7 protein-coding genes and 2 pseudogenes are annotated in these 12,864 nt (G+C 71.5%); 6 read left to right on the top strand and 3 right to left on the bottom strand.

The genetic code is table 11. From position 1 onward, the window contains the following. Positions 1-357 precede the first annotated feature (357 nt). Both RLT57_RS16110 and ssd read right to left on the bottom strand, forming a co-directional pair. Positions 358-936 (bottom strand): annotated as a pseudogene (locus tag RLT57_RS16110) (ATPase, T2SS/T4P/T4SS family); the annotation flags it as partial. Further along, on the bottom strand, positions 933-2,042 hold the full coding sequence (gene ssd / locus RLT57_RS16105) for a septum site-determining protein Ssd (RefSeq protein WP_311298094.1): 1,110 nt from the start codon (positions 2,040-2,042) through the stop codon (positions 933-935). The gene ssd and the pseudogene RLT57_RS16110, both read right to left, overlap by 4 nt. 440 nt (positions 2,043-2,482) lie before the next feature. Here ssd and RLT57_RS16100 point away from each other — a divergent pair, with 440 nt between their 5' ends. Further along, the gene (locus RLT57_RS16100; RefSeq protein ID WP_311298093.1) at positions 2,483-3,325 is read left to right on the top strand and encodes an HAD family hydrolase; all 843 of its coding nucleotides are present in this window, start codon (positions 2,483-2,485) and stop codon (positions 3,323-3,325) included. 343 nt (positions 3,326-3,668) lie between these two features. Here RLT57_RS16100 and RLT57_RS16095 read toward each other — a convergent pair whose 3' ends face one another. Further along, on the bottom strand, positions 3,669-4,526 hold the full coding sequence (locus RLT57_RS16095) for an oxidoreductase (RefSeq protein WP_311298092.1): 858 nt from the start codon (positions 4,524-4,526) through the stop codon (positions 3,669-3,671). 106 nt (positions 4,527-4,632) lie between these two features. Here RLT57_RS16095 and RLT57_RS16090 point away from each other — a divergent pair. From RLT57_RS16090 to RLT57_RS16070, 5 genes and pseudogenes are all read left to right on the top strand, one after another. Continuing rightward, positions 4,633-5,661: pseudogene (locus RLT57_RS16090) on the top strand (ATP-binding protein). A 760-nt stretch (positions 5,662-6,421) separates the two neighbouring features. After that, on the top strand, positions 6,422-8,758 hold the full coding sequence (locus RLT57_RS16085; RefSeq protein ID WP_311298091.1) for a SulP family inorganic anion transporter: 2,337 nt from the start codon (positions 6,422-6,424) through the stop codon (positions 8,756-8,758). A gap of 105 nt (positions 8,759-8,863) precedes the next feature. Beyond that, positions 8,864-10,822 carry an acetate--CoA ligase gene (gene acs / locus RLT57_RS16080; RefSeq protein ID WP_311298090.1) on the top strand — a complete coding sequence of 653 codons (1,959 nt, stop codon included), beginning with the start codon at positions 8,864-8,866 and terminating at the stop codon, positions 10,820-10,822. A 223-nt stretch (positions 10,823-11,045) separates the two neighbouring features. Beyond that, positions 11,046-12,359 (top strand): Na+/H+ antiporter NhaA, encoded by a 1,314-nt coding sequence (nhaA, locus tag RLT57_RS16075; protein ID WP_399128779.1) that lies wholly within the window; start codon positions 11,046-11,048, stop codon positions 12,357-12,359. A 42-nt stretch (positions 12,360-12,401) separates the two neighbouring features. Continuing rightward, the gene (locus RLT57_RS16070) at positions 12,402-12,857 is read left to right on the top strand and encodes a phage holin family protein (protein ID WP_311298089.1); all 456 of its coding nucleotides are present in this window, start codon (positions 12,402-12,404) and stop codon (positions 12,855-12,857) included. Positions 12,858-12,864: the final 7 nt, after the last annotated feature.

Here is a 12,864-nt window from a genome sequence, read left to right as displayed (position 1 = left end):
CCTGTCCGCAGCAAAGGGTACGCACCAGTGCGTACCCTTTCTCTTCGCTCGGGGCCCGCGCGGGCGCGCAGGAGTCCGGACTGGCCCGGACCCCTGCCTCCGTCAGGACGACGGACGCAACTGCTCATGACCTGGAGGTCCGTAAGGTCCGCCAGATCCTTACAGCGGGAAGGGGTCCTCACTGATGAGGACCCCTTCGTCGTTGTCCATGATCGGCGCCTTTCCGCATAACCATTCATGCCCCATACGGAGCACTCCGACTACGCGAGGCCGGGCACCTGACCTGCGGAAACACCACCCCTCCCCCATACCGCGTGCATAGAAAATCTAGGTGTGTTCCAAAGTGAACATGGGGTTGCCGGAGCCCGTGCCACCGCTGATCAGGAAGGACAGCCGGGCGTCGAGCACGGCCCGCAGCAGCGCCGCGGTCTGCTTGTCCAGCGTGCCGGCGGTGACCAGTTCACTCAGGGTGAAGGCCCGGGACCGTACCACTCGCAGGGACAGGCACGGCGAGCCGACGGCGACCGGCGGGAGAACGGCGTGCAGCCTGGTGCCGTCCGGCAGCCGGGCGTCGACCCAGGGTCTGGCGTCGTCCAACCGCCGACCGGCCGTGGTGGCCAGCCGTTGGGCGAGGCGGCGCACGGCTGCGGCATCGGCGAACCCGATGTCGCTGCGTTCCAGGCCGCGGCCGCGGTCGATCCACACCTGGTCGGGTGCGTTGACCAGGATGTCGGTGACCTCGGGGTCGGCCAGCAGGGGTTCCAACGGTCCGGCGCCGACGAGTTCGGAGCGCAGGGCGGCCACGACATCGAGTACTTCGGCGTCGCCGAGCAGCCGTCCCCGAGCGCGCAGCGCCGCGGCCACCCGCGCGGGCGTCGGTTCGCCGCCGTTTCGGGCAAGGTGGAGCCGCACGGCGTCGAGGAGTTCGGCGGTCATACCGGCACGCTCCCGCTGCTCGGCAGCGCCTGTGTGAGGAAGGCGCCGCAGAATCGGGCGAGGGGGCCACGGCCGGAGGCACCCGGTGGTCCGGCTCCGGGCAGTGCGTCGGCGAGCGCGGGTTCCGGCGGGAGGTCACCGGCGAGCGGCAGCCCGATGAGGCGGGCGATCTCCCGGTCGCGAAGGCCGGAGTCGAAAGGCCCGCGCGCCACGACCCGCAGGTCCTTCAGGACCATGCCGATCGCGGACGCCACCCGGGCGGCGGCGGCCACCGCGCGCAGTTCCGCAGGGACAAGGAGCAGTCCGACATCGATCTGCGCGAGGGTCTCGGCGACGGCCTCGTCCACCCGGCGGGGCAGGTCGACGACGACCACTCCGCCCCGGCGCCGGGCGGCGCCGAGGACCGACCGCATGGCCTGCGGCGGGATCAGTACGGAGTCGCCGCGGTCCCAGCTGAGTACGCTGAGTGAGTCCAGCCGGGGCAGCGACTCCTCCAGGGCTCCGCTGTTCACGCGCCCGCGCGAGTCCGCGAGGTCGGGCCAGCGCAATCCGCCGGTGCGTTCGGCGCCGAGCAGGATGTCGAGGCCGCCGCCGAGCGGGTCGCCGTCGATGAGCATGGTCCGCCGGCCGGTGCGAGCGGCGGTGACGGCGAGTGCGCAGGCCAGCGTGCTGGCGCCGGCGCCGCCTCGGCCGCCGACCACGCCGATGGTCAGTGCGGGTTCGCCGACTCCCTCCGCGATGTCGGCGATCCGGTCGACCAGCCAACTCTCCGCGTCGGGCAGAAAAAGGACATGATCGGCGCCGATGCCGACACCCCGGCGCCATGCCTCGGGGTCGTCCAGATCACGTCCGACGAGCAGTACGCCCTTGCGCCGCGGGGCTCCCCGGACTCTTCCGGAAGCTTCCGCTCCGACCAGGACAAGAGGTGCGTTGTCCCAACTGGACGCGCGTGGCGGCCCCGCGAAGACCACTTCCGGTTCCGTGCCCGCGGCCGCGCACAGCCGCAGCAGATCGTCCAGCAGACTTTCGTCCTCACTGACAATCAACGGTCCGCCCGGCCGTTCCGCCGGAGTCGGCAGCCGGTCAAACTTGCTGGTTCCTGACATTTTCCTGTCCCCCGTCGCTTGTGATGCGCGCACGGTGTGTGGCGCCTGCGATCAGCTTGGGACAAGGAGAGGAATTGGGACGGTCTCGGTTGGAATCTGTGGACAACTCGGCCTTTGTGGATAACTTCGCCACTCGGACGGGTGAGTTGCGCTCGAGCCGGTAACGACTACGGTCCGTCACGCGTCATACACAGTGGAAACGCACACGCGTACGAAGGAGATCGACATGCACGGCGGCGAGACGGAACTCGGCCGAGAGCGGCGAAACGTGTCCGGACATGCGACGACCCCCGCCGGGGGGGAGAGCGGGGGTCGTCCCCACGATCTGACTCGGGGGGGGAGGAGCCAGACCGGGTTAGCACGGTCGCGAACGATCCGTGACTTCCATGGTGTACCCGAAGGCCCCCACAGGCAAACCCACGCGCCTGAGCTTACGCCGAATGGTGGGTGCCTATGCTCGTCTCGTGGAAAACCACCTGCCCCCGCGCACCGCGGCGTTCTTCGATCTCGACAAGACCGTGATCGCCAAGTCCAGCACGCTCGCCTTCGGGCGCTCCTTCTACCACGGCGGTCTCATCAACAGACGCGCGGTATTGCGCACCGCATACGCCCAGTTCGTGTACCTGGTCGGCGGTGCGGATCACGACCAGATGGAGGGGATGCGCAAATACCTCTCCGAACTGTGCCGCGGCTGGAATGTGCAGCAGGTACGGGAGATCGTCGCGGAGACCCTCCATGACCTGATCGACCCGATCATCTACGACGAGGCGGCCTCGCTGATCGAGGAGCACCACGCTGCCGGCCGCGACGTGGTGATCGTCAGCGCCTCCGGTTCCGAGGTCGTCGAGCCCATCGGCGAGATGCTCGGCGCCGACCACGTGGTCGCCACCCGCATGGTCGTCGAGAACGGCGCGTACAACGGTGAGATCGAACACTACGTCTACGGTCCCGCGAAAGCCGAAGCCATCGCCGACCTCGCCGAGTTGGAGGGCTACGACTTGGAGAGGTCCTTCGCCTACAGCGATTCGGTGACCGACATTCCCATGCTGGAAACCGTCGGGCATCCGTACGCGGTCAACCCCGACCGCGCGCTGCGCAAGGAGGCGGTCGCCCGCGACTGGCCGGTCCTCACCTTCAACCGTCCGGTGCGGCTGAACCAGCGCATCCCGTCGCTGTCCATGCCGGCAGGACCGGCGCTGGCCGTCGCCGTCGGGGCCGCCGCCGCCACCGCCGGACTGGTCTGGCTGGCCGCGCGGCGCCGCCGGCCGGTGGCTGTGTCCTGATGTGCCGTGAAAACTAAAAAGGGTAGCCAGGGGTTCCGCTTCTCACCGGGCGGCAGTACAAAGGAAACAGCGGCCCGCGAGACCACGGACTTCCGGGAGGAAGACCGCAGTTCACAGCAGTAGGCCCCACGGACCGGCCACGGAAGTCGTGCACCCACGCGTAGCCGACCCGCCAACCGGGCCAGCCGCATCAGGTCACGGGCGAAGGTCCGGCCTGCTGGGCAGAAATCGCGCACGCACTGGTAACCCGACGGACGTGGCAGCGGCGGCACCTGCCGGTGCCGCCGCAACCATGCCGGGGTCGTAGCCGGTGCGCCCGTCCGGTGACCGCGCCGCCCTCCGGTCAGGCCGCGCCCCTCTGGAGCGCCTCGCAGACGGCGACGCTCTCCCGAACCCCGAGTTCCAGCGCCCGGCCGCAGTGCGCGATCCACTCGGCCATTCCTTCGGGCGTCCCCGACGCATACCCGTCGAGGGCCTTCAGATAGTCGGCCCGGCCCAACTCCGCGTATCCGACTTCCGCCGGGCAGACGGACTTGGGGTCGAGTCCGCTGCCGACCAGCACGATCCGTTCCGCGGCGCGGGCGACGGGGCCGTTGAAAGAGCCGAAGGGACGCAGACACAGCAGTTCGCCGTGCACCACCGCACCGGCCACCAGCGCGGGCGCCGCCGTGCCGGTCCGCAGCAGCCCGGCCAGAGCGTCCAGCCGGGCCGCCACCTCGCCCGGTTCCGGCAGCGGGACCGCAGCGAGTCCGACCAGCGGCTCGGCCACGGTCTCCCCCGCCAGCCGCGGCCGGCCCACCGTGATCTCCTCGGCCACGCCGCCGGCTGCCACCAGATGCAACCGGGCCAGCGCCTGGACCGGTGACCGCCGCCAGACAGCGAGGAGCCGGCCCGCCTCCGCCGTCAGCCGAAGGGCCGCGCCGACGGTGTGGGCTTCGCCGCCAACGGAGAAGTCGCTGCGCCGGCGGACCTCCTCAAGCGACCAGTCGGCGCCGGCCAGCGCCGCCGAGGCGCGGGCGCCGCGCAGGGCCGCCTCGGACGCCACTTCGTCGGACCGGCGGCGCATCACCCGGTGTCCGTAGACCTGGTCCACGGCCTGCCGTACCGATTCCACCGCATCGGGTACGCCGGGCAGAGCGCCCAGTACGGCCAGCGGGTCGCCCGCCTCGGGAGCAGCGGCTGAAGCTGTGTTCGTAGCCATGCTCCCGACCCTACGCACCGCCGAAGCAGTGACACGACCACGATCGAGTGGCCTTCCCCACTCCACATCGCCCCCGGCCAGGGCCGCGCCGCTACGCTTACCGAACCTGAAGATCGCTTTCGTTGGAAAGGGCGGCAGCGGCAAGACCACGCTGTCGTCCCTGTTCATCCGCCATCTCGCCGCCCCCGGGGTCCCGGTCGTCGCGATCGACGCGGACATCAACCAGCACCTCGGGCCCGCGCTGGGCCTCGACGAGGACGAGGCCGCCGCGCTTCCCGCGCTCGGCGCCCACCTGACGGAGATCAAGGAGTACCTGCGCGGCGCCAATCCGCGGATCACCTCCGCCGACGCCATGATCGAGACCACCCCGCCCGGCCGCGGCTCCCGGCTGCTGCGGCTGATGGAGGACAATCCGCTCTACGCGGCATGCGCCCACCGGACCGCGCTCGACGGTGGGTGGGGCGGCGGGGACGACGGCGGCCGAGCGGACACCGCCGAGGTACGGCTGATGGTCATCGGCCCGTTCAACGAGTCCGACCTGGGAGTCGCCTGTTACCACTCCAAGGTCGGTGCGGTGGAACTGTGCCTGAACCACCTGGTGGACGGGCGCGGGGAGTACCTGGTCGTCGACATGACCGCGGGCAGCGACTCCTTCGCCTCGGGGATGTTCACCCGCTTCGACCTGACGTTCCTGGTCGCCGAGCCGACCAGGAAGGGCGTCGCCGTCTACCGCCAGTACAAGGAGTACGCCCGGGACTTCGGCGTCAGTCTCGCGGTGATCGGCAACAAAGTGCAGGGCGAGGACGACCTGGCCTTCCTGCGGGCCGAGGTGGGCGACGACCTGTTGGTCAGCGTCGGGCACTCGAACTGGGTGCGGGCCGTGGAGAAGGGCCGTCCGCCGCACTTCGACTGACTGGAAGAGTCCAACCGGAAAGCGCTGCGCACCATGCACGCACGCGCGGACGAGGCATATGAGACCAGGGACTGGGACCGTTACACGCGCCAGATGGTGCACTTCCACCAGCGGAACGCCGAAAGCTGGGGCAACGCGAAGACCGGCGCCGACCTGGCGGACCAGATCGACCCCGGCTTCGTCCTGAGCGAGTCCCTGCCGGAGGTCACAGCAAGCGCCTGATCCCTGGCGTTCCTGACCTCTACCCGCCCGGGTGGCACGCCTGTCGCACGGCCCGGCCGTTCCTCCCGCCCACCCGGCGACACCTGTTCGACGTCGACGTCCAGGGTCCGCGGGCGCCGCCACCGGCGCCCGCGAGGCCCCGCGTGTCCGCCGAGAGGTCACCTCTGCGGATGCCGCCGGAGCAAGGTGACGCGGCGCCGAGCGCCGAAGGCAGTGACCACGTGCACCGCGCGACGCCCCGGCCCGCCCAAGCGCCCGACACCCGCGCGGTCCGCCCCGGCCGACCACGGCGACCCGCCCCGTGCCCCAGCCCCAGCCCCAGCCCCAGCCCCAGCCCCAGCGGCCCCAGGCCCCCACGCCCCCACGCCCCCACGCTGACCTCCGCGCATATCCGCGGAGCGTCGGCGACCTGGCCGGTGGGAGCCAAGCCGGCCACCACGGCCGCCATGACCGGGCGCGCACCCGTGAACCGGCGCCCGAGGACGAGATGCGCATCCGGGCCCCGCTGAGCGGTGCTGGTGGGGTGCGGACCGCCGTGGCGGACACCGCCGAGCCCGTGCGCCTTCCGTCACGCACCGTCGCACGGACAGCTAAGTCGATCGCCCAAAAATTCACTCGATAGCGGTAAAACACTCCCAATTTAACCTCTGGACTTCACTCTCCGCATCCATTCCATTACTCTCCATTTACTGGCACTTGGGCGTAGCGATGACTTCATGTCGCGCTGGCTCCTCCCGCCGCCCAGCGAAGGAGACGGGAAATGAGACTCCGCACCCTCCACCGACCCACTTCCCACCGATCCGACCTGTCCGCCTCGATCACGGTCTTCCTGATCGCCGTCCCCCTGTCGCTCGGACTCGCGCTGGCAACCGGCGCGCCCCCGCAGTCCGGCTTGGTCGCCGCAGCCGTCGGCGGCATCGTGGCCGGGCTTCTCGGCGGCGCACCGCTCCAGGTCAGCGGCGCGGCGACCGGCCTGGTCGTAGTGACCGCCGGCCTGATCCAGCACTACGGCTGGCCCGCCACCTGCGCGATCACCGTGCTGGCGGGTCTGGCGCAGCTCCTGCTCGGCGTACTGCGGGTGGCCAGGGCCGCGCTGGCGGTGAGCCCCGCCATCGTGCACGGCGTGCTCGCCGGGATCGGTACGGTCATCGCCGTCGGCCAGCTGCATGTGGTGCTCGGCGGCAGTCCGCAGAGTTCCGCGGTCGCCAACATCGCCGCCCTGCCCGACCAGCTGACGGACAGCCACCCGACAGCGCCGGTCGTCGGCGCCCTGACCGTGGCCGTACTCCTCGGCTGGCCACGGCTGCGGGGCAGAGCCAGAGTGCTGCGGGCGGTCCCGGCGCCGCTGGCGGCCGTCGCGCTGGCCACCGCGGTGGCGACCGGACTGTCGATGCCGCGGGTCGAGCTGCCGCGCTGGGACGCACCGGTCCTGCCCGCGCTGCCGGAAGGCCCGGTGCTCGGGGTGATCGCGGCGGTGGTCACCGTCACCTTTGTGGCGAGCATGGAGTCGCTGCTGTCGGCGGTGGCCGTGGACGCCCTCCAGGGCCGCCGCCCGGGACCCCACGCCCCGCCGGCCCGGCTGGACCGGGAGCTGCTCGGGCAGGGCGCCTCCAACATGGTCTCCGGAATGCTCGGCGGCATGCCCATCGCGGGCGGCGCGATGCGCGGTTCGGCCAATGTCGAGGCCGGCGCCCGCACCCGGCGGGCCACGGTGCTGCACGGCGTGTGGGTGCTGCTCTGCGCGGGCGCGGCCGCCTCGGCGCTGGAGGCGATCCCACTGGCGGCACTGGCCGCACTGGTGATGCTGGTCGGGGTGCGGATGGTGAGCTTCGCGCACATCCGGCACGTCCAGCGGCACCGCGAGTTGCCGGTGTACGCGGCCACGCTGGCCTCGGTGGTGGTCTTCGGGGTGCTGCAAGGCGTCGTGGCGGGTGGCGCGGTCGCCGTCTTCCTGGCCATGCGCGGGCTCACCCGTACCCGGGTGGCCGTCAGCGAGGAGGCCGGCTGCCACCGGGTGCGGGTGAGCGGGCAGCTGACGTTCCTGGCGGTGCCGCGGCTGACCCGGGCCTTCGCCCAGCTTCCGCAGGACGCCGACGTGGTCGTGGAGCTCGACGGCTCCTTCATGGACCACGCCGCCTATGAGGCCCTGCGCGCCTGGTGCGAGCGGCACCGTTCGCTGGGCGGCCGGGCGGTGCTGGGCGACGGCGCCGGGCGGGCCGTCAGTGAACCGGTCGGCGCGCACGCCTGCCGCCCCTGGACGCCGTGGCGCAACCACCACTGCACCCGCCCGGCCGCGGTACCGGCGACCAGCGGGGGTCAACTGCTCGGCGGGGTCAGCGCGTTCCAGCGCAACACGGCTCCACTGGTCCGCGAGGAGCTGGCGCGGCTGGCCCGGGAGGGCCAGAGTCCCGGTCAGCTCTTCCTGACCTGCGCCGACTCGCGGCTGGTCACGAGCATGATCACGTCCAGCGGTCCCGGAGACCTCTTCACGGTCCGCAATGTCGGCAACCTGATGCCGCCGCCCGGCTCTGACGGCTCCTGCGACTCGGTGGCCGCGGCGGTGGAGTACGCGGTGGAGGTGCTCCAGGTCTCCAGCATCACGGTGTGCGGCCACTCGGGCTGTGGTGCCATGCAGGCACTGCTCGGTTGCGACCACGAGCCGGGCGCGCAGACCCCGCTGGCCAGGTGGCTGCGGCACGGCCGGCCGAGCCTGGCCCGGCTGCGCAGCGAAGAGGTGGCGGTCGCCGACCGCCCGATCACCGACGACCTGGAGCGGCTGGCCCTGGTCAACGTGATGGCACAGCTGGACCATCTGACGGCCCATCCGTGTGTGGCCCGCCGGGTTCGCGACGGCACCCTGCAGCTGCATGGAATGTACTTCCACGTGGCCGAGGCGCAGGCGTACATCGTCGAGCGCGGGACGGGGGTGTTCTCGGCGGTAGGTCCCGATGCGGCCCCGACGGCATCGGCGACCCTGACCACGGCGACCACGGCGACCACGGCGACGAGCCCGGCCGCCCCGGCCCCGGCCCCCGTCGGCCCCGTGCTGACCGGCTCCGGCACCGGCACCGGCGGTGGTCAGGAGGGATGCGAATGAGTCAACGCAAAGGTCTAAACCATTACCGGAGGAGCTCTTGTCAGGGTGCCTCAGGACTGGTGAGGTAGTGCCGGGACATCTGGGAGACCCTGACAAGGAGCTGGCGTGAGCAGCAACGAGAGCCTGGCCAACCTGCTGAAGGAGGAGCGGCGATTCGCTCCCCCGGCCGAACTGGCGGCGGCGGCCAATGTCACGGCGGCGGCGTACGAACAGGCCAAGGCCGACCGGCTGGGCTTCTGGGCCGAACAGGCCCGGCGGCTGACCTGGGCGACGGAACCCACCCAGACGCTGGACTGGTCGAACCCGCCGTTCGCCAAGTGGTTCGCCGACGGGAAGCTGAACGTCGCCTACAACTGCGTGGACCGGCACGTCGAGGCCGGGAACGGCGACCGGGTCGCCGTCCACTTCGAGGGCGAGCCGGGCGACACCCGCGCCATCACGTACGCGGAACTGAAGGACGAGGTGTCGCGCGCCGCCAACGCGCTGGCCGAGTTGGGCGTCGGCAAGGGCGACCGGGTCGCGGTCTACCTCCCGATGATCCCCGAAGCGGTCATCGCGATGCTGGCCTGTGCCCGGATCGGGGCCGCGCACTCGGTGGTGTTCGGCGGCTTCTCCGCCGACGCGGTGGTCTCCCGGATCGACGACGCCGACGCCAAGCTCGTCATCACCGCCGACGGCGGCTACCGGCGGGGCAAGCCGTCCGCGCTCAAGCCGGCCATCGACGAGGCGGTGTCCCGCACCTCGCAGGTCGAGCACGTCCTGGTGGTCCGCCGTACCGGCCAGGACGTGGAGTGGACCGAGGGCCGGGACATCTGGTGGCACGAGATCACCGGGCGGCAGTCCACCGAGCACGTCCCGGAGGCGTTCGAGGCCGAGCAGCCGCTGTTCATCCTCTACACCTCGGGCACCACCGGTAAGCCCAAGGGCATCCTGCACACCTCCGGCGGCTATCTGACCCAGGCCAGCTACACCCACCACGCCGTCTTCGACCTCAAGCCGGAGACCGACGTCTACTGGTGCACCGCCGACATCGGCTGGGTCACCGGCCACTCGTACATCGTCTACGGCCCGCTCTCCAACGGCGCCACCCAGGTGATCTACGAGGGCACCCCGGACACACCGCACCGGGGCCGGTTCTGGGAGATCGTGCAGAAGTACGGGGTCACGATCCTCTACACCGCGCCCACCGCGATCCGGACCTTCATGAAGTGGGGGGACGACATCCCGGCCGCGTTCGACCTGAGCAGCCTGCGGGTGCTGGGCAGTGTCGGCGAACCGATCAACCCCGAGGCGTGGATCTGGTACCGGCAGCACATCGGCGCCGGGAAGACCCCGGTGGTCGACACCTGGTGGCAGACCGAGACCGGCGCCATCATGATCTCCCCGCTGCCGGGTGTCACCCAGGCCAAGCCGGGTTCCGCGCAGACCCCGCTGCCCGGCATCTCCGCGACCGTGGTGGACGACGAGGCCAACGAGGTGCCCGACGGCTCCGGCGGCTACCTGGTGCTGACCGAGCCGTGGCCGTCGATGCTCCGCACTGTCTGGGGCGACGACCAGCGCTACATCGACACCTACTGGTCGCGCTTCCCCGGCCGCTACTTCGCCGGTGACGGCGCCAAGAAGGACGACGACGGCGACATCTGGCTGCTGGGCCGGGTGGACGACGTGATGCTGATCTCCGGCCACAACATCTCCACCACCGAGGTGGAGTCGGCGCTGGTCTCGCACCCGAAGGTGGCCGAGTCCGCGGTGGTCGGCGCCACCGACGAGACCACCGGGCAGGCCATCGTCGCCTTCGTCATCCTGCGCGGCAGCGCCGAGGACAGCGCGGGGCTGGTGTCCGAGCTGCGCGAGCACGTCGGCAAGGCGCTCGGCCCGATCGCCAAGCCCAAGCGGATCCTGACCGTCTCCGAGCTGCCCAAGACCCGGTCCGGCAAGATCATGCGCCGTCTGCTGCGCGACGTCGCGGAGAACCGGGCGCTGGGCGACGTCACCACCCTCACGGACTCCTCCGTGATGGACCTGATCCAGAGCAGGCTGCCGTCGGCGTCCACCGAGGACTGACACGCCCGGCGGCAAACGCAAGGGGCGCCCGGTGCGTGCGGCGCAGGCACACGGCACACGCGGCCGGGCGCCCCTTCACACGTTCGGGTTAGGCTGGCCGCACGTCGTGGACGGATCGCGACAAAACTGAAGACGAGGCTGAAAGAGGCGCGCCGGGAAGTCTGGTCGGCACACGGTACCGCTGTGTCCGCAACCGCCCCGGACCGCCCAGGAGGTCGTCCCCGTGCCCGACCCGCCCGGCCCCGCACCCGACCGACCCGCACCCGACCGACCCGCACCGGCTCCCGGACGCCGCCGCGCGACCCGGCTCGGCCGGATCTCCCTCCCCGAGCGCTACGCCATCGCCGACGCGCTGCGCGCCGAGACCGTCGGCGGCCTCCTGCTGCTGGTCGCCGCCGTCGCCGCCGTCGTCTGGGCCAACACCGGCCGGAACGGCTACGCGGCGGTCAGCGGCTTCCACCTCGGCCCCGCCGCCGTCGGCCTGCGCCTGTCGGTCGCGCACTGGGCCGCCGACGGCCTGCTCGCGGTCTTCTTCTTCGTGGCCGGCGTCGAACTCAAACGTGAGCTGGTCGCCGGTGAGCTGCGCCGGCCGGCCGCCGCCGCCCTCCCGGTCATCGCGGCGCTCTGCGGCATGGCGATGCCGGCGCTCGTCTACACGGTGGTCAGCGCCGCGGGCGGCGGCTCCCTCACCGGCTGGGCGGTCCCGACCGCCACCGACATCGCGTTCGCCCTCGCCGTACTCGCCGTCGTCGGCGCCGCGCTGCCCCCCGCCGTACGGGCCTTCCTGCTCACTCTCGCGGTCGTCGACGATTTCGTCGCGATCCTGGTCATCGCCGTCTTCCTCACCTCCCGGATCCACTACGCGCCCCTGCTCGGGGCCACCGCCGGGCTGGTGGTCTTCCGGGTGCTGCTGCGCAGGGAGGTGCGCGGCTGGTACGTGTACGTGCCGCTGGCGCTGGTCATCTGGGCGCTGATGCTCAACAGCGGCGTGCACGCCACCATCGCGGGTGTCGCCATGGGCCTGATGGTGCGTTGCACCACCCGGGACGGCGAGCGGTACTCCCCCGGCGAGCGCGTCGAGCATCTGGTACGACCGGTGTCCGCGGGAGTGGCGGTCCCGCTGTTCGCGCTGTTCTCCGCCGGGGTGCCGGTGTCCGCGAAGGCGCTGTCCGACGTCTTCCAGCGGCCGGAGACACTGGGCGTGCTCCTCGGGCTGGTACTCGGCAAGTCGCTGGGCGTCTTCGGCGGCACCGTGCTGGCGGGCCGCCTCACCCGGGGCCGGGGCGGCGCCGGCCTGCGCCCGCCCGATGTCGCCGCGGTGGCGGCGCTGGCCGGCATCGGCTTCACCGTCTCCCTGCTGATCGGCGAACTCGCCTTCAAGGGCGATCCGCGGCTCACCGAGGAGACCAAGGCCGCGGTGCTGCTGGGCTCGCTGATCTCCGGGCTGCTGGCCGCGGCTCTGCTCAGGTCGCGCAACAACTGGTACCGCGGGCTCGCCCGACAGTCCGGGGACGGCGGCGGGGAGGAGGACCCGTAGGGCATGATCGGGGGACGGACCGTATCGACGACGGAGGACGCGATGAGCCCAGCCCCAGAGCACAGCGGCGACGGGCGCAGCATCGGGCAGCTGTTCGCCGCCGCCACGGCGGAGATGTCCGCCCTGGTGCATGACGAGATCGCCCTGGCCAAGGCCGAGTTGCGGCAGGACGTCAAGCGCGCCACGGTCGGCAGCCTCACGCTCGTGGTATCCCTCGCGCTGGCGATTTTCGCCGTTCCCATGGGCTGCATGGCCCTGGCGTATGTACTGCACCGGACCGGTCTGCCGCTCGACGCGACGTTCGGCATCGTGTGCGGTGCCTTCCTCGTACTGGCCCTGCTGCTGCTGGTACTGGCCCGCGGCCGGTTCAAGAAGGTGACCAAGCCGGAGCGTTCCATCGCCTCCGCCAAGGAGACCGCGGCCGTGTTGCAGAAGGCCAAGCCGCACCAGCGCCGGCTGGAGCCCGCCGAGGCCGAGGCGATCGAGGCCGGGATGTGACACGCTC

The organism is Streptomyces sp. ITFR-21, from assembly GCF_031844685.1.
Lineage (GTDB): Bacteria > Actinomycetota > Actinomycetes > Streptomycetales > Streptomycetaceae > Actinacidiphila.
The sequence above is the reverse complement of the archived record's forward strand: the minus strand, read 5'-3'. Positions and strand labels throughout refer to the sequence as shown.

What these genes read in the sequence shown, in the direction of transcription:
- ssd (WP_311298094.1), bottom strand. Translation starts at nt 2,042, where the DNA reads ATGTCAGGAACCAGCAAGTTTGACCGGCTGCCGACTCCGGCGGAACGG.
- RLT57_RS16100 (WP_311298093.1), top strand. Translation starts at nt 2,483, where the DNA reads ATGGTGGGTGCCTATGCTCGTCTCGTGGAAAACCACCTGCCCCCGCGC.
- RLT57_RS16095 (WP_311298092.1), bottom strand. Translation starts at nt 4,526, where the DNA reads ATGGCTACGAACACAGCTTCAGCCGCTGCTCCCGAGGCGGGCGACCCG.
- RLT57_RS16085 (WP_311298091.1), top strand. Translation starts at nt 6,422, where the DNA reads ATGAGACTCCGCACCCTCCACCGACCCACTTCCCACCGATCCGACCTG.
- RLT57_RS16070 (WP_311298089.1), top strand. Translation starts at nt 12,402, where the DNA reads ATGAGCCCAGCCCCAGAGCACAGCGGCGACGGGCGCAGCATCGGGCAG.